We start from the raw sequence: 18086 nt of genomic DNA, 5'->3' as shown, positions 1-18086 counted from the left end.
CAGCACATGCAAACATCGGTATCAAAAACACCCTTTCAGGAACGTACGGCTGAATACTTTGCCCAAAAGTCTCAAAAAGCAAAAGGCAAAGAGAAGTTGCTGGTCGCCCTGGAAATGAGCAAGTATCTTACGGCGGCAAGAACGCACGGTTTATCCTTTGAAGAACTTGAAAAAGCAGGTTTTAAATTTGCAACAGTACCCAACATTAAAAATTAGTGAAAAGTTATACACTTTCACTACCAACATTGGCTGCGAATATCATTGTTATTTTTTTGACCTTTCTGCTGCCTTTTCTGAATTTCCCGGGTTAGCACCGAAGGTTTTTGGATTTAACCTCGAGTTAAGATCCAAACCGGAACATTTAACCAAAATTCCACCAGACCCGCAAATCGCGGTTACGGTTACTACCATTATCAAAACATTTTTAAATGAAAACGAGCACGCAGTCGTATACATTTGCGATTATAGTGACAACAGGGAAAAGGCCCGATTTCATAAATTCACCAACTGGTTCAGGCGATTCAATGACGGCTCTGTTGTGCAACTTAAAGGAGTTATCCGGGCCGGCGGAACAGATATCCTGAATGCATTACTGATCAACCGGGAAAATCCGCTGCTTAATGATTTCATTGAAGCCTATGAAATACTTACCGGTTTTTACACTAAACCCGATGAGGATTATCTGAATAATATTCTAAATGACGGAGATTGGTAGCAATCACTATTGGTATATCCCGTACAGAAACAAATGATCGCAGCACTGAAAGAATCGAAGGAATGATGCATAAAAAAAGGGCGCCTTACCAGACGCCCTGCTTATTTCATTAAATATATGTTACCGCAGCCGGTCCAGGTCCCTGATCAGTTTCTGATCCCTGCGGATGCCCTTTAAGGCAAAAAAGAAGCCCACCACTACCAGTAAGGTCAGTATAGCAGTAATGGCAATACCACCTGTATGGAACTCTTTAATATAGCTGGCATACAATGCAATCAATCCTATTGAAGCTGCCAGCCCCAGGAAGGTTAGCTTCAATTGTTGTTTCCGGTTCTTATAAAGAAAAATAGTGATCAATCCCAATGCCGCAACGGCGCCCGTAAGCAGGGTGAGCCAGATATTGCTGGCGGCATTCATATCTGCACCGGCAATACCTTCCATGCCGTTCACGGTACCGTTATAAAAAGGAAACTTAAATGTAAGCCCGGCACAGATCACGGACAATAACAGCCACAGTGTTTGTTTTCTTTGGATCATGATAAATAGTTTGAGGTTTGAGGTTTAAGGTTTGAAGTTTTCTTTAAGCATCGAACAGTTGCATAAACCGGCACATCAAACAATAAACATTAAACGATAAATCAGGACAATTCCGGGTACAGGGGGAACTGTTGCATAAATGTTTTCACCTCTTCTTTCACGGATGCGATCACGTTTTCGTCATCGGCATTCATCAATACCTTATCGATCAGTTCCGCCACCTGGGTTACATCTGCCTCCTTCATACCCCGTGTGGTTACCGCCGGAACGCCTACACGGATACCGGAAGTTACAAACGGCGATTTATCATCAAACGGCACGGCATTCTTATTTAAGGTGATATGTGCTTTGTCCAGTGTTTCCTGTGCTTTTTTACCGGTCAGGTTTTTATTGCGCAGGTCGATCAGCATCAGGTGGTTGTCGGTACCATCACTGATCAGCTTATAGCCCTTGTCTACAAAAGCTTTCGCCATCGCCTGGGCATTGGCAATGATCTGTTTTCCGTAGGTCTTCCAGTCATCCGATAAGATTTTTCCAAAGGCTACGGCTTTCGCTGCAATGATATGTTCCAGCGGTCCACCCTGCATGCCGGGGAAAACGGCCAGGTCCAGCAGCTGGCTCATGGTACGTGTATTGCCTTTGGGGTCTTTATGTCCCCAGGGATTTTCAAAATCATTCCGCAGCATGATGATCCCGCCACGGGGTCCGCGCAGGGTTTTGTGCGTGGTACTGGTTACGATATGACAATGCTCAAAGGGATCATTCAGGAGTCCGGCAGCGATCAGTCCGGCCGGGTGCGCGATATCGGCCATTACCAGGGCACCTACTTTATCGGCAACCGCGCGAATGCGGGCATAATCCCAGTCGCGGCTGTATGCAGAAGCACCGCAGATGATCATCTTTGGTTTTTCCGCCAGGGCCTTTGCTTCCAGGTCTTCATAATCTACCAGTCCGGTTTCCTTTACCACTCCATAGGAAATCACCTGGTAGTGTTTTCCGCTGAAGTTTACCGGGCTGCCATGGGTCAGGTGTCCGCCCATGCTTAGGTTCAGTCCCATGATCTTATCGCCGGGATTCAGCGCTGCAAAGAATACTGCAGCATTGGCTTGCGCTCCGCTATGCGGCTGTACGTTAGCCCAGCTCAGGTTAAATACTTTTTTTAACCGGTCGATCGCCAGGGTTTCAATTTCATCAACGATCTCGCATCCGCCATAATAGCGTTTGCCGGGATAGCCTTCTGCGTATTTATTGGTTAATACGGTTCCCATGGCCTTAATAACGGGCAGGGAAGCAAAGTTTTCTGAAGCGATCAGTTCAATGCCATTGCGCTGGCGGTCTAATTCCTTATTAATAAGGTCAAATACTGTATTATCCTGTTGCATGGCGCAAAGTTAAGGGGGTACGGGGATGTTGAAAAGTTTATGGGTTGAAAAGTTATCCGGTAAGGTGCGAACGCACCGTCCTGGAAATGAGCGGGCAACTATTCGTTAACACAAGGCCTGGCTCCTGCTTCTGCTGTTACTGCTGATAATGGTTGATCGTCGTCTTTTTGACATTGACGACAAATGCACTACCAACCGTTCGTATCCGTTCTGTTTCCAAAAGCGGGTCACCTACAAAAACACTTGTCGTACACGCTATACCGGTTATCACAGGTTATTTTGTACGATTCATCGATCTTCGCGCAACAATTATACGAGGCATCGAAGTTTAATGGCTTCCTTCGCAGTTTTAAAACCAGTTTTTTATGAATCGCTATGTCCTGCTTATGCTCCTGTTTGCTTTTTCCGCTGCAAAAGCCCAGGTATCTGAAAAGAAATTAAAAAAGCATATCTATTATTTAGCGGCCGACAACATGAAAGGGCGCCAAACAGGGAGCCAGGAAGTTGAAAAGGCGGCCAGCTATATTGAAAGACAATTTAAAAAATACGGGCTTAAGCCCATGGGGCAGGATGGGTTTCGCCAGCATTTTGAAGCAACGATTAAAAGGGTTACAGTGGCAGACAGTATCCGGAAAGCAGATAATATTATCGGGTTCATCGATAACGGCGCGGCCGCTACTATTGTGGTAGGTGCGCATTATGACCACATCGGGTATGGCGATTTGGGCAATAGCAAAGACTCGCTGAACATCGGTAAAATACATAACGGGGCTGATGATAATGCATCCGGTGTTGCCGGGCTCCTGGAGCTTGCAAAATATTATGCAAAAAACAGTACCAAAGAGCGCTTCAACCTCCTCTTTATTGCTTTTGGAGCGGAGGAACTGGGGCTGGTAGGCTCCAGGTATTTTGTGGAGCACCCGGTTATTCCTTTAAATACCATTCACTGGATGCTGAATATGGATATGATCGGGCGATATAATCCGGGTAACGGCGTGGCCGTAATAGGCTATGGCACCAGTCCTTCCTTCCCCGATATTTTCAAGGGCATTACATCCGATATCAAATTTTATACAGGCAAAGACGGAAGCGGCGGTTCTGACCAGACATCCTTTTACAAAAAGGATATCCCGGTTTTATTTTTTCATACCGGCGGTCACCCGGATTATCACAAAACAGGTGACGATCCCTCCAAAATAGACTTCAAAGCGCTGAAATCTATTTTGGAACTGGAGGTCAGGGTCATTGACCGATCGATGGATGTTTCGAAAATGGAATTTACGAGGACGAATTAGGGGAGTTATTTTATTGATACAATACCTATTTTTCATCCGGGTCTCTCCCTAAGCATTGCGTGTAGCAGTGGACTGACGAAGGCCGGTTGCCAGTTTTTCGAAAAACTTCTGTTCAATTAAAATTAACTTTCTGCCAATCGTTTCAATCTGGTTGGTCCATTTATAAGAAGGATTACAGGATTTAGGCGAATGCAACAGCGGCGATTGGTTGTTACTAATTTTATAGTTTAAGCTTTAGGTATACGCGATTAGGCAACAGGTTAGGTTTGCCATTTTGTTGCTTATCCGTCGGTGTTTCTTAAATATGTAATAAATAGCAAAAATTCTATACACTGTTAAAGAGCTCTGTTATATTATTTCTATACCTATTTCATTTCTCCATGTATACAATGATCATTCCATAAAAATCTCTCGCTTACAGATTTAGTTGTATCGTTCCATACTCCTCATCATTGTCTACCTAATAAATTAGAAGGTGCCAATGCAATACCTCCAGTGATTTGGCGTAAATTGTCTCTTATGTAGGTAGAAGTCGACCATATTGGATATGTAGCAAAAAATGAAATATCCTTGGTACTTAAAGAAACCCGCATTTGTAATAATCCAAAATCCGAAATATTGAGCTTGTTTAAAAGTGATTTACTCCCAGTAAAATAACATGCTTGTACGTCAAGTGAAGCAATAGCACCTACACTATTTTTCTCATCAAAAAAACTCAAATCAACATGAGCCTTTATTCCAGGTTGCCAAGTAAGTCCAATAGACGAGGAATCTGAAACAAAATAGGAAGCAGAATTAAATGACCAATTATTAGTAACGGACGCACTCAAATGAAAGCTGTTATCCTTCGAGCTTTGATATATAATCGGCATGTCAAAATTGAAGAACAAATTACCTCCATTCTGTAATATGTTTTGTAGTTTAGATTTTATCTTGTTGGAAGTTGCTGTATCTCCTGTCGTTTTAAAACTACCTCCAATACCAAATCGAGTAGGAAAACTATGGCAGTAAAAACTTAAAAACTCAGGAGCTATATAAGTATTTTTGCCAAATAGTTGAGTATTTACCGTTTGGAGAAATAGATTCGAAGTGGCATTATCGCCATATATTTTTTTGTAAAAAGTATTTACGTAATTTTTATTGCGATAATTATCCCTTTTACAAAACTGTATTATAGTGAGTATTTGCTTATCAGCACATTTTTCATTCCTCCCAGCATTAGCTGTATCGCTGCGTTGAGGCGGGATAAATGGAACAGTATATTGAGCCATCGCCTCAAAAACCGTAAATTGAGTCAAAATAATAACTGCAATAAATGTATTCGTTTTCATTTCATTTTCTTTTTTATTAATTAGTTATTCACTATATCTTCCCTTTAGCCAGTACATCAGAGCTTTGTAAAAATGAATATCCCAGAATTGCCATTACGACTCTCCTGCCAGTTTTTCACACCGCATAAGGATAAAGATTATGTCCTGTGTCCTTTACTTTTATCTTTTTTATACGATCATTGTACTTTTGAAATTGATCACCTAAAAAACGGGCTAGCATTTAAAATATCCTTATCCTCCTGTTGCAGGATGCAATTGGGATAGGAGGCATATCCCGTCCACATGATGGCCCGGGGATTTTCGTTGGCAGGGTGCGGCAGGCCAAAAGCATGGCCCAATTCATGTCCGCCACCACCTACCCAGCGGTTCGGATCCCACCATTCCGGGTTGATGCCCAGCAGGCCTTTTAAATCCTGGTCGCCCATAGCACAAAAACCTTTGCTGCCGGCCCCGCCTCCCGGTGCTGCTACATAAATAAAATAGGCATAGCTGCTGGTATTAAAGCTGCTGCCCAGCAGCTGCTGCATCTCATAAAAGGCATTGTAATACCCATAGTACCGGGGGTCATTACCGCTATAGGTACCGTTGTAACTATTGTACCACACGCTGTCATGCAGGCCCGTGAGGGTATCCAGGATCATGGGATTGGTAACAAATGTTTTGTTATTGCCCATTTGCGCTTTATACCAGGCCTGTAAGCTCAATACTTCATTTTTTAGGATATCATAATATGCCTGGTTCATTTTTTTATCCCGGGGTGTAATGAGATATACAACCACCGAGTTTAAAATGGGCGTTACGGTTACCTGTTTGGTTATGCTATCACTGCCCGCCGGGTTGGTAGCCACCAGTTTTACCATATAATTCCGGGGCTGATTATATAAGACCATTGGATGCTTGTCGGTAGAAGTGCTGCCATCTGAGAAATACCATTTATAGGTGGCGGCATTAACAGATGTGTTGGTAAAGCTGGCATTACAGGGAACCCGGGAGGCATTGCCTAATGCCACGGTGAAATTGGCTACGGGTTTATTAATAGTTATGGTTACCGGTATCGTGATACTATCCTTTCCCACGGCACTTGAAGCCACCAGTTTTACATTAAATGTTTTTGCAGTAAAAAAGCTATCCGTCGGATTTTGCTCCGTGGATATATCCCCGTTATCAAATACCCATTTATAGCTTGCAGCTGTTGTAGAAGTATTGGTAAACCGGATATGCACGGGGTAGTTACCGGGATCCAGGATGGTATAGGAAAAAGAGGCTTTCGGTGCTGTAAAATGAATCGGGAGCGGTTTGGTTACCGTATCAGAACCGGCCGCATTGGTGGCAATTAATTTTACTGTATAGGTCTTCGCTGTATAAAAGCTATCCGTGGGGTTTTCAACCAGGGAGCTGTCACCGTTATCAAACAGCCATTTAAAAGTAGCACCTCCTGTTGTGGTATTGGCAAATCGCACATGCGTGGGGTATGCCCCGCTATCGATAAGGCTGTAACTGAAAGCTGCTTTGGGCCTGGATTGTATAATCTCTACCGTTTTGGTCATACTGTCTTTTCCCGCCGCACCATTGACCACCAGTTTTACCGTATAGGTCCGGGCTTCCTTATATACATTCACGGGATTCAACGCCGTACTGGTATTTCCGTCCCCAAAATCCCAAAAATATGCGGTGGCATGGGTGGCGGTTGACGTAAAATTGACAGTTGTGGGCAGTACGCCCGCATTGGCCATTGTAAACGTAAAATCGGCCCTGGGCGGTTCTTTCGTTTCCGGAACATCTTTTTTACAGGCCAGGCTCATGCAAAGCAGCAGGCAGATACAGTAAATGGTTTTAGCATCCATCATCATTGGTTTAAATTTTAGTTCGGTTCAACCCCGGCGATCCCGGCTGTTATGGCGTGTAAAACACCTTATATACCAAAAGCTCTTTTAAAGAATTACAGTTTAGTTTGCGCATGAGGTTCTTGCGATGGGTTTTAACGGTATCCAGTGCAATACCCAGCTTTGCCGCTACCTGCTTATTAGACAGGGCTCCGATCACCAGCCGCAGTATCTCTTTCTCCCGCATAGAAAGTGCATCAAAAAGCGGCTGCCGGGTATGGATGAAGTTCCTGGCCTGATCCATTTGTTCCCTATTGGTTGCCAGTAACAGGGCGATATCTTCCAGGCGGATATCCATAGTGATCCTTAAAACCCCTTCGCGGCTCAGGCATTCTACTTTCCATCGGGTTTCCATCCGCAAGGTTTGGTTTTATCTGATCAATTGGTTCTATCCGGCTGTCCGTTAAAACGGCACTTCGTTCTCTTAAGCAGTCAGCCCTGGTTATCTTATTCAAAAATATCATTTGCAACTTCCATCTGCAATACCACCCGCGTGGGTATTTTGGAGGTAGCAGCCGTTCTGCCGCATAAGTTCCTGTCTTCACAACACTAAAGTACACCGGAGGTTGGGGCCTTCTGAGCGGCATTGAGCAGAATCCTGCTGTGGGCGGATGAAATGCCGGATTCAGCAAATAAACGCTGGGAGCAGGACCTGTTTTGAACACCGGGTACCAGCAGCCCTGTTGGGGAACAGATCCTATACCCCGTCGAGGGTATTTTCGAGTAAACTAGATAAAATAATTGGACTTTCCCTTTTTACAGCGTAACTTGTCTATATCCGTCAGTGGTAAAACAAACTGCAATGAACTGCTTACATATGCACATTTGTCTTTTACTCGACCAACGATACAATTGGTCCATAAACAGCTGCTGTTCGCTCAATAAGCCATTAAATCACTTTTGACAGCATGTAAATTTATCAAAACTCCCAATATTACATATGCTATGAGCAAAGCCGCTACTACACATACACCCTTTTATCACCAAACTATAAATTATGAAACATTTACCCCTGCTAGGCATCTTTATCATCCTTAAAAGCATGAATCCCCTACATATCAATGCCCAGAACGATATTAGCGCTTTTTGTGATCTAAAAGAAATCGGTTTCAAGTATGGAGACTTAACACGTGATGACAATAAATACAGTTATAGTATATATGATTTAAACCGCGGGAGAACCGGTTTCAAAGAAAATATTAAACATAAAGTTTCTAATCAATCACTAATTCCTGCCGTGGTACATGTATCCGTACAGCAATTGGCTAGTTGGACATCCCTTATAAACAAGACATTTGATAGCCGCATCAAACCAGAGGACCACAGGGGTATAAAAATGTCATATGGTCTTACGCAAGCAAATAAGCTCATTATCATTTTCCAGCCTGTATTACTTGTTAAGAGAACGAATCGTAATGAAACACATTATGATATCAAGTATGTAAATGTCCAATATCTGCAAAAAAGTGATGGAAGCTTCGAGGAAACCGACGACGCCCAAACATATACTAACGCTTATCAAAAAAATACGATTTTCAAACGTAAGAATGGATCTTTTTCAGATTTCAATGATTTTGAGTTTGATTATGACAAGGGTGATACGAAATCCTGTATCATGCCACTGCTTCAAATTAAAGACATGTATTTTGCCAACAATCACAACCTATGCAATGCAAAAGACTCAATTACCTTTGAGGCAATTGCAAATAATTATTTTAGGGTAAATCGCCGCTCTATTAAGAACTACAAAGTACATATTGTCGCCTATATATCCGGCAAGATATCGGACAATACGATTAAAACTCTGACGACAGATGACTATAAAGAGCTTGGTGCAGATTTCGGACAGATGGATCCTCCCAATAAAGACTACGTTGATCTCCCGGATGAAATCCATGTCTATCTTAAAGAGAAAAAAAGACAACCAATTAACCCATTGCATTGAACTTTATATTGGGCATATCAGGATACATAGTCGCATTAGTGACGGGGCTTTGGTGTTACAAAAGCCCCGTCATGACGTTTAGGTGGCTCCTGATTCAAACAGCACTGGCACTTTCGGTAGAATGTATCGGCTACTTTCATCTAACAAACTACCTAACTAAAACAAATGTTCCTTTATACAACATATATTTGCTCTTTGACTTTGTTTTTCCATTGCTAATCGCATACTTATTCTGCCATAGAAAAGATCTTTTAAAACAGGTACTCCTGTTAACAGGAACTTACATTATTGTATGGATTTTTTCCATATGGTATATTAATATAGATACTTTTTTTTCCTTCTTATACATATTAGATTCCTTTATTCTATTATTAACCTATTGTTATCTATTATATCAGGAAAGTCTTCATTTTAAAAAAGCGATTATTCAATCTCCCATTTTTTGGCTCTGCGTTGGCACGATCTTATTTTATGGAGTCAATCTCCCTTTTTTTTCATTACTTCCATTTTTGAGTAAAAATTTGACCACGCTACAATTTAGGAAATTACACAACCTGCTGCTTCTATTGATTCAGATCAGATATTTTGCCATTGCCTATAGTTTCTATTTAGTTCATAAAAATACGAGGTCATGAATGGAACAACTATTTGGATTGGAGTTATTGTTGCAATTTTTGTCATTGCCCTCCTCATAGGTATTATCATAACGGTCATCCTCCTTGCCCGCAAACAAAAGCTATCCCAGCTCTTAAAGGAAGCCCAGTTGCAGGCGCGTATCAATGATGTGAACTTTGCGGCCCTGAGCAGCCAGATGAACCCGCATTTTATTTTTAATTGTCTCAACAGCATCAAACTTTATACGGAACAAAATAACAGCGAGGCGGCGGGCGCATACCTGGGTATGTTCGCCCGCCTCATTCGCATTACCCTGCACAATGCACGGAGGGAAAAGGTACCGCTCAGCGAGGAAATCGATACCCTTGCATTATACCTTCAGCTGGAAGCCATGCGGTTTAAAGAAAAACTGTCTTATGAATTGCAGGTAGATGACAATGTAGACAGCGAATTTATAGAAATCCCTCCCATGCTGGTTCAACCCTATATCGAAAATGCCATCTGGCACGGACTGATGCATAAAAAAGAAGGCGGAACCATATCGATCCGTTTTTCACAGGATCATGCACAGGAAACCCTGGTCATCTCCATCCACGATAATGGCATTGGCCGCCAAAAAGCTGCGGAACTGAAAAGCAAACCGGCCGAAACCTACAAATCCTACGGCACGCAAATCACCGGTGAACGCATGGCGCTGATCAAGGAAAAATATGGAATTGCTGCACAGGTAACCACTACCGATCTTTATGAAAATGATCAGCCGGCGGGTACATTGGTCATACTAAAATTACCATTAAATGAGCACAGCATTAACAGCCATACTGGTAGATGATGAGCCAGACAGCACGGCGCTGCTGGAACTTCAGCTGGCGAAACATTGTCCCGGCGTATCCGTATTGCACAGCAGCAATGATCCGCAGCAGGCCCTGCCCGCAATTCTTTCACTACAGCCGCAACTACTGTTCCTGGATATTGAAATGCCCGGCCTTAACGGTTTTCAGCTGCTGGAACGGCTGCCTTATAAACCGGCTGTTATTTTTGTTACGGCTTATAACCAATATGCCATCCGGGCCTTTCGGTACAATGCCCTGGATTACCTGGTAAAACCGGTGCTGGCTACCGACCTGGTGGAAGCAGTGGATAAAGCGGCGCGGCACCAAAGTCCGTCAACAACACAACTCAGCCAGGTACAGCGGCAGCTGCTTGGGGAACCGGTTACAAAAATGGCCGTTTCCACCCAGTCCGGCGTCATCTTTATCAACCTGAAGGAAATTGTTTGCGCGGAAGCCAGTGGTAATTATTCCGTTTTTATACTGGAGGATGGCAGCCGCTTTGTGGTTTCAAAAACCCTGAAGGAAGTGCAGGACCTGCTGGAAGACGGACATTTTTTTCGCATTCACCGGCAATATATTGTCAACCTGAATAAAGTCAATCATTTCGACCGGATCGATTTCATCCTCACACTTGATAATAAGATGCAATTACCCGTAGCCCGCGCCCAGAAGGATAAACTAAGTGAACGTTTTAAATGGTTATAGTTCGTCATTGACCGTTTACATTTCTTCGTGAGGATATTCGATGAAATTGTTCCCAGGTTAGATTCCGTTTGATGCTTGATGATCTATTGACCATTGACTATTGACTATTCACCATTGCCCTTGTTGTTGGGAGGCATATTGACCGGGAGGACCGGGACTTTTTAGCTATACAAAACGATTTATGGTTTAAGAACAAATCTATGATCCCGTACCGCATCAACTGATAACTGATGGCTGATAGCTGAAAACTAAAAAACTGATAATTTCGTTTCTTCCCTGATGATCTATTCCCCATTGCCTGCCTCCCTCCCCGTTACATGCTTTACAATCCCCGGCAGCAACAGTCCCTGTCCCAGGATGGTAATAATGACCACTACGGTGGCAATAAAGATGATATCGTTACGCATGGGAAGCGGAGTACCGTCTTTCAGGTGTGTAGGCAAGCCGAGGGCAATGGCCAAAGAAACGATGCCCCGCATACCGGACCAGCTGATGATGACACTTTCCTGGAAACTCAACAGTGCCGACTCGGTAATGGCGCGCCGCGAATGTTGCATCTTGGGATTGCGGAAGCCCTTCTCCAGCCGCCGGCGCTGTGTAAACACCCGCATCATCCGGATCAGGATGGTAACAATAGTGATCAGGAATGCATAACCGATATAGGGCAAAAACCGCGAAGAGTCGATATTGCGGATCACAATGGGAAATTCCAGTCCGATAAAGATGAAGATCAGCCCGTTTAAAAGGTATACGATCACCTCCCAGATGGTTTTGGATTGATGCCGCAGGCCTGTAGAAAACTGGCGTTCGCTGAGCATGGAAACGCCAAAGCCCAGGATCACCACGGCAATCACCCCCGACACCTCCAGTTCCTCCGCAACCAGGTAAGTGGTGAATGGCGCCAGCAGGGTAAAGGCCAGCACGGCCATGGTATTCTTTCTTACATAGCGTAAGATCACCGCCAGCAATTTGCCCAATACCAATCCTACCAGGAAGCCTCCACCCATCAGCAGGATAAATGTGAGCGAGGCCTTCCACCACACAAAGGTGGTGCCCATCACTGCTGCCACGGCAAAACGATAGGCCACCAGCGCCGATGCATCGTTGATCAGGCTCTCTCCTTCCAGTATCGTAACCGTATGCCGCGGAAGTCCCAGGTTGCGGGTAATGCTGATGGCAGCCACCGCATCCGTTGCCGCCAGGATGGCACCCAGCACAAAGGCCAGCGGCCAGGTCATGCCCGGTATGAGGTAATAGGATAATACGGCCACCCCGGCGGTGGTCAGAAATACCAACCCGATGGCCAGCGCGCTGATCGTTCCCAGGTTCTCGCGAAAATCTTTAAAATGAATATTAAATGCGGCATCATAAAGCAGCGGCGGCAGAAATAATAGAAAAATAATCTCCGGGTCTATTTCCGGTACCGGCATATCCGGAATAAACCCCACGGCAATGCCGGCGATGATCAGCACAATGGGAGCAGCGATCTTTATACGGTCGGCCACTACATTCAGTAATACCATCAGCCCCAGCAATATCAGTATGATCGTATAATTGGTCATGATGCAACGCGTTTTCCTGTTTAAAGCACAATATCCCTGTAAGATAAAAAGATCGGCGCATTTTTTCCACCTGTTTTTTTCGCGCCATAGCCGCCCCACCATTACTGATACAGCAACGCCGGGCGGCGGTTCTGCCGTACAAAAGAAAATGCTTACCTTCACCCATCGAATGAGCCGGACCCTTTTCTTTTTCAGCTCATTGATAATTTAATTGATAACGACTATTTAAATACATGAAGGCGATCATTCCTGTAGCAGGAGCCGGAACAAAACTACGACCACAGAGCTATACGCAACCCAAGGCGTTGATTCCCCTGGCGGGTAAAACGGTGTTGAGCTTTATCATCGATCAGCTAAAGGAAGCGGGTATAGAGGAGTTTATTTTTATTGTGGGCTTCCTGGGTGACAAGATTTCCGATTATGTAAAAGAACATCATCCGGATATCCTGGCGCATTATGTAAGCCAGCAGGAGCGTCGTGGCATCGGCCATGCTGTAAATCTTACCCGGAACATTGTGGATGGTGACGAAGTTTTTATTTCGCTGGGCGATACCATCTGCGAATATGATGTGGCATCCGTTTTAAACAACGAACATTCCATGGTGGGCATCCGGAAGGTAGATAACCCCCGCGATTTTGGGGTAGCGGAGATCGATCCCCATGGATTTATTGAATCGGTGGTAGAAAAGCCGCATATCCCAAAATCCAATATGGCCATGGTGGGTATTTACAAGATCCGCGAAAGCGAGCTCCTGTTCGAATGCCTGGCATCCAATATCCGCAAGGGACTGCTTACTCATGGAGAGTTTAATATTACCGATGCGCTGCATTGCATGATCCATAACGGCGTAAAGTTTGAAGCATTTAAGGTAGACAACTGGTTTGATGCCGGCAATAAGGAAACCCTGCTGCGTTCCAATGCCACGCTTTTGCGCAAATACAAAGCAACTGCTGACGCCTCCCAGTTTGAAAATACCGTCATTGTTCCGCCCGTAAGCATTGGCAGCGGATGTGTGATCCGGAACTCGATCATCGGGCCCAATGTTACCCTGGGTGAAAACACCTTCCTGGACCAATCCATTGTCCGGAATTCCATCGTAGGCGCCTTCTCCAATTTATTTGATATTGTACTGGAACATTCGGTTATAGGTTCCGACTCCAGCATTAAAGGCGAAACCCGCAGTTTGAATATCGGGGATAATACGAGTATTGATTTGGGGTGAATTTGAGATGAATTTGAAAATTTGAAGATGTGGGAATGTGGGAATGAAGCAATAGTGAATTGTCCAAAAGCTTTAAGCCATTAGTTTTCAGTCTTCAGTTTTCAGTTGATCACGTTCGGGATTGGAGATCCGGTATTGAATGATAAACCGAGCATCCCCTTGAACTGTGAATCGTTTTGTGTTTGAAACAGTCCCGGGTTCCCCCAGTCTATATGTCCCCCCAAAGTAAATAGCCCATTGTGAATAAATCATCGGGTGTAAAACGCATCCAACCAGGAACGGCTTTCAGTTATCAGCAGTCAGCCATCAGCCGATTCCGCCCGGGATCGCAGATTTGTCTGTTCTCCTTATGTATAAAACGGATCCAACCTGGAACTTTGAACATTAAACCTGGAACCGCATCGGGCAGACGTAACTTAAACATTGAGCTTCAAACGTTAAACGGTAAACCCGGAACCCCGAAACTTCCGTATCTTTGCCCTTCGCCTGTAAAAGGCTGTCAAAATGGCTTAAAAAGGATATAGCACTGTTTTTGAAGGATCACTGTTTTTAATAAAATATCGCGATAATTATATGTTTGGTTTTCTATCTAAAATGTTCGGTGGCAGCAAATCAGAAAAAGACGTTAAAAAGCTTGCACCTGTCATTGAACAAATCAACAAAAATTTTGCTCAGTACCAATCACTTAGCAACGACGAACTGCGTAATAAGACCCATGAATTCCGCCAGCGCATCCAGGACCGGCTGGGCGAAATTGATGCAAAAGTAACGGCCCTTAACGAGCAGGCCGACCAGCTTCCCCATGAGGAATTACTGCAAAAAGACGCCATTTACAAACAGATTGACGATCTGAAAAAGGATCGGGATAAAGAAATTGAAAAAGTGCTGGAGGAGATCCTTCCTGAAGCATTTGCCGTGGTAAAAGAAACCGCCCGCCGCTTTACCGGTAATACAGAACTGGTTTCCAAAGCAACCGAACTGGACCGGCAGCTGGCGCGTACGGCTGAATATATTACCATCGACGGGGATAATGCCATTTATCAAAACAGCTGGACCGCAGCGGGTGCAAAAATCACCTGGAACATGGTGCATTACGATGTGCAGCTGATCGGGGGTGCCGTTTTACACTCCGGTAAGATCGCTGAAATGGCCACGGGTGAGGGAAAGACCCTGGTGTCTACCCTGCCGGCCTACCTGAACGCATTAGCCGGAGAAGGTGTACACGTAGTTACCGTGAATGACTACCTGGCACGTCGTGACCAGGAATGGAACGGACCGGTGTTTGAGTGGCTGGGCCTGCGGGTGGATTGTATTGATAAACACCAGCCCAATTCCGAAGCCCGTCGCAACGCTTACCTGGCAGATATTACCTACGGTACCAATAATGAATTTGGTTTTGATTACCTGCGGGATAATATGGTGCACAATGCCTCTGAAATGGTGCAGCGCAAGCACCACTATGCCATGGTGGATGAGGTGGATAGCGTATTGATCGATGATGCACGTACACCACTGATCATCAGCGGCCCGGTTGATAAAGGCGATGAGCAGCAATACCATATTCACAAACCCCGCGTACATCAGCTGTACCAGGAACAGGAGCGCATTGTTCGTACCAACCTGAACGAAGCCAAACGTCTTTTCGAAAAAGGAGAAGACGATCCTAAAACCGGTGGTTTGTATTTATACCGAGCCTTCCGCGGGCTGCCTAAATACGGGCCGCTGATTAAGTTCCTGAGTGAACCCGGCGTTAAGGTAAAAATGCAGAAAGCAGAAAATTACTACCTGCAGGAGCAGGAGCGCAATATGAAGATCGTGGATGCCGACCTGCTTTTTAGGATCGACGAAAAAACCAATTCGGTAGACCTGACCGAAAAAGGGTTGGCCATGATCACGAAGGTGGGCGAAGACGCTGACTTCTTTGTATTGCCGGATATCGGCGTTGCCCTGGCTGAAGTAGAAAAAAGCGATGCTCCATCAGAAGATAAACTCAAACAAAAAGAGGCATTGCTGAATGAGTATTCGCAAAAAGCGGATCGTATTCATTCGGTACAGCAATTATTAAAAGCCTATGCACTTTTTGAAAAAGATGATGAATATGTGGTCGTAGACGGCGCCATCAAGATCGTGGATGAGCAAACCGGACGTATCATGGAAGGCCGCCGTTATTCCGACGGTCTGCACCAGGCGCTGGAGGCAAAAGAAAATGTAAAAATTGAAGCTGCCACGCAAACCTATGCTACCATTACCCTGCAGAACTTCTTCCGTATGTATCATAAGCTGGCGGGTATGACCGGTACCGCAGAAACGGAAGCCGGTGAATTGTGGAGCATTTATAAATTAGATGTGGTAACCATCCCCACCAATGTGCCCATTATCCGGAAAGACCTTCAGGATATGGTGTATAAGACCAAGCGCGAAAAATACAAGGCGGTAATCGATGAAATTGAGCAATTGCGTGCTGCCGGCCGGCCGGTGCTGGTGGGTACCACCTCGGTAGAGATCAGCGAATTGCTCAGCCGGATGCTGCTGCAGAAAAAAATCCCTCATAATGTATTAAACGCCAAACAACACTCACGCGAGGCGCAGATCGTTGCCGAAGCGGGTTTGGCCGGAGCCGTAACCATTGCCACCAACATGGCGGGTCGTGGTACCGATATCAAACTGGGACCAGGCGTAAAAGAAGCCGGCGGGTTAGCCATCATTGGTACCGAACGCCATGAAAGCCGCCGTGTAGACCGCCAGCTAAGAGGTCGTGCCGGTCGTCAGGGTGACCCCGGAAGCTCCTTGTTCTATGTATCCCTGGAAGATGACCTGATGCGGATGTTTGGTAGCGACCGTATTGCCAGCATGATGGATAAAATGGGTTATAAGGAAGGCGATGTGATCCAGCACAGCATGATCAGCAACAGCATTCAGCGTGCCCAGAAAAAAGTAGAGGAAAACAACTTTGGTATCCGTAAACGCTTACTGGAATACGATGATGTAATGAACAAGCAGCGGAATGCCGTATATGAAAAGCGGAACCACGCACTGTTTGGAGAGCGCCTGTCGCTGGATATTGACAATGCCTTCTCTATTGTAGCAGAAAGCCTGTGTTCTTCGTTTAAAGAGCAGGAAGACTTTGAAGGCTTTAAGCTGGCCAGCATTGTAAACTTTGGTATGGACACTTCTATTAACGAAGAAACCTTCCACAGTACGGATGCTACCAAACTGGCCGACCGGTTATATGCAGAAGCCCTGGACCGCTACACCGAACATAAACAGCTGATCCAAAAGCAGGCAGTTCCGGTATTCCAGAATATCCGCGAAACACAGGGGCCGCATATCGAAAGCGTGGTAGTACCCTTTATGGATGGTCGCAAAGCCATCAACGTACTGGCCCCGCTCGACAAAACGATAACCTCCGAAGGCCGTGAGCTGGTTTCCAGCATGGAAAAGTCCATTACCCTTGCGGTGATCGATGATGCCTGGAAAGAGCACCTGCGTGCCATGGATGACCTGAAGCAGAGTGTACAGACCGCTTACCTGGAACAAAAAGATCCGTTGGTGATTTATAAGGTAGAAGCCTTCCAGCTGTTCAATAATATGACCACCAGCCTGAACAAGGATATCATCTCCTTCCTTACACAGGCCAACCTGCCGGCGCAGGAGGAAGCGCCCCGGTTCCAGGAAGGCCGTGAAGAGCGGACGGACTTAAGCAAGATGCGGATCAACAAGGATGAGATTGATGCCGCCGGTGAAGACTATGGTGCCAACGAACGGGATTATTTTGATCCCTCGCAGCCCCCGGTAAAACAGGAGCCGATCCGCGTAGCGCCAAAAGTAGGCCGCAACGATCTTTGTCCCTGCGGCAGCGGTAAGAAATATAAGAACTGCCACGGCAGAAACGAATAACCCTCCAATCCCCGCCTCTCCGGTGGGGATTTTTTTTATCTTATAAAGGCGTTGTACCGCGCCATCGGCAGCACGCTACAAACAATCTTCCTGGTATACCGCCCCTCTGCCGGCAACACAGAATTGCAACCATTCCTGTATTAAAAGCCATATCACTATACCG

The 18086-nt window shown here is 45.2% G+C and carries 14 protein-coding genes; 8 read left to right on the top strand and 6 right to left on the bottom strand.

Annotated elements, in window-relative coordinates:
• The first annotated feature begins 6 nt into the window (after window positions 1-6).
• Both Q1V85_RS02310 and Q1V85_RS02305 read left to right on the top strand, forming a co-directional pair.
• A complete protein-coding gene (locus Q1V85_RS02310) occupies window positions 7-216 on the top strand; it encodes a hypothetical protein (protein ID WP_300597026.1) in 210 nt (69 codons plus the stop codon).
• Window positions 188-715, top strand: coding sequence for a DUF6169 family protein (locus Q1V85_RS02305; RefSeq protein WP_300597024.1), 528 nt, complete (start codon window positions 188-190; stop codon window positions 713-715). The genes Q1V85_RS02310 and Q1V85_RS02305 overlap by 29 nt, the downstream gene beginning before the upstream one ends.
• 120 nt (window positions 716-835) lie before the next feature.
• Here the strand turns inward: Q1V85_RS02305 and Q1V85_RS02300 are convergent, their stop codons facing one another.
• Both Q1V85_RS02300 and glyA read right to left on the bottom strand, forming a co-directional pair.
• Entirely contained in the window at window positions 836-1252 is a 417-nt protein-coding gene (locus Q1V85_RS02300; protein WP_300597022.1) for a DUF4293 domain-containing protein, read from the bottom strand.
• 101 nt (window positions 1253-1353) lie between these two features.
• Window positions 1354-2634 (bottom strand): serine hydroxymethyltransferase, encoded by a 1281-nt coding sequence (gene glyA, locus Q1V85_RS02295; protein ID WP_300597020.1) that lies wholly within the window; start codon window positions 2632-2634, stop codon window positions 1354-1356.
• Window positions 2635-2999: 365 nt separating this feature from the next.
• Between glyA and Q1V85_RS02290 the strand changes: the two genes are divergently transcribed.
• On the top strand, window positions 3000-3929 hold the full coding sequence (locus tag Q1V85_RS02290; protein WP_300597018.1) for a M20/M25/M40 family metallo-hydrolase: 930 nt from the start codon (window positions 3000-3002) through the stop codon (window positions 3927-3929).
• A 449-nt stretch (window positions 3930-4378) separates the two neighbouring features.
• Here Q1V85_RS02290 and Q1V85_RS02285 read toward each other — a convergent pair whose 3' ends face one another.
• The 3 genes from Q1V85_RS02285 to Q1V85_RS02275 form a co-directional block, all read right to left on the bottom strand.
• Window positions 4379-5260: a hypothetical protein gene (locus tag Q1V85_RS02285; protein ID WP_300597016.1), complete on the bottom strand. Its 882-nt coding sequence runs from the start codon at window positions 5258-5260 to the stop codon at window positions 4379-4381.
• 197 nt (window positions 5261-5457) lie between these two features.
• Complete coding sequence (locus Q1V85_RS02280) at window positions 5458-7110, bottom strand: PKD domain-containing protein (RefSeq protein WP_300597014.1); 1653 nt, start codon at window positions 7108-7110, stop codon at window positions 5458-5460.
• A 43-nt stretch (window positions 7111-7153) separates the two neighbouring features.
• Window positions 7154-7498 (bottom strand): helix-turn-helix transcriptional regulator, encoded by a 345-nt coding sequence (locus Q1V85_RS02275; RefSeq protein ID WP_300597012.1) that lies wholly within the window; start codon window positions 7496-7498, stop codon window positions 7154-7156.
• Window positions 7499-8140: 642 nt separating this feature from the next.
• Between Q1V85_RS02275 and Q1V85_RS02270 the strand changes: the two genes are divergently transcribed.
• The 3 genes from Q1V85_RS02270 (at window position 8141) to Q1V85_RS02260 (ending at window position 11241) form a co-directional block, all read left to right on the top strand.
• Window positions 8141-9088, top strand: coding sequence for a hypothetical protein (locus Q1V85_RS02270; protein WP_300597010.1), 948 nt, complete (start codon window positions 8141-8143; stop codon window positions 9086-9088).
• Window positions 9089-9719: 631 nt separating this feature from the next.
• The gene (locus tag Q1V85_RS02265; RefSeq protein ID WP_300597008.1) at window positions 9720-10535 is read left to right on the top strand and encodes a histidine kinase; all 816 of its coding nucleotides are present in this window, start codon (window positions 9720-9722) and stop codon (window positions 10533-10535) included.
• The gene (locus Q1V85_RS02260) at window positions 10501-11241 is read left to right on the top strand and encodes a LytTR family DNA-binding domain-containing protein (RefSeq protein WP_300597006.1); all 741 of its coding nucleotides are present in this window, start codon (window positions 10501-10503) and stop codon (window positions 11239-11241) included. The genes Q1V85_RS02265 and Q1V85_RS02260 overlap by 35 nt, the downstream gene beginning before the upstream one ends.
• 284 nt (window positions 11242-11525) lie before the next feature.
• Here the strand turns inward: Q1V85_RS02260 and Q1V85_RS02255 are convergent, their stop codons facing one another.
• The gene (locus Q1V85_RS02255; protein WP_300597004.1) at window positions 11526-12803 is read right to left on the bottom strand and encodes a Na+/H+ antiporter; all 1278 of its coding nucleotides are present in this window, start codon (window positions 12801-12803) and stop codon (window positions 11526-11528) included.
• Window positions 12804-13036: 233 nt separating this feature from the next.
• Here Q1V85_RS02255 and Q1V85_RS02250 point away from each other — a divergent pair, with 233 nt between their 5' ends.
• Entirely contained in the window at window positions 13037-14026 is a 990-nt protein-coding gene (locus tag Q1V85_RS02250; RefSeq protein ID WP_300597002.1) for a sugar phosphate nucleotidyltransferase, read from the top strand.
• A gap of 573 nt (window positions 14027-14599) precedes the next feature.
• Entirely contained in the window at window positions 14600-17923 is a 3324-nt protein-coding gene (secA, locus tag Q1V85_RS02245; RefSeq protein ID WP_300597000.1) for a preprotein translocase subunit SecA, read from the top strand.
• The last annotated feature ends 163 nt before the right edge of the window (window positions 17924-18086 follow it).

The organism is Niabella sp. (assembly GCF_030150205.1).
Taxonomy (GTDB): Bacteria; Bacteroidota; Bacteroidia; order Chitinophagales; family Chitinophagaceae; genus Niabella.
The sequence above is the reverse complement of the archived record's forward strand: the minus strand, read 5'-3'. Positions and strand labels throughout refer to the sequence as shown.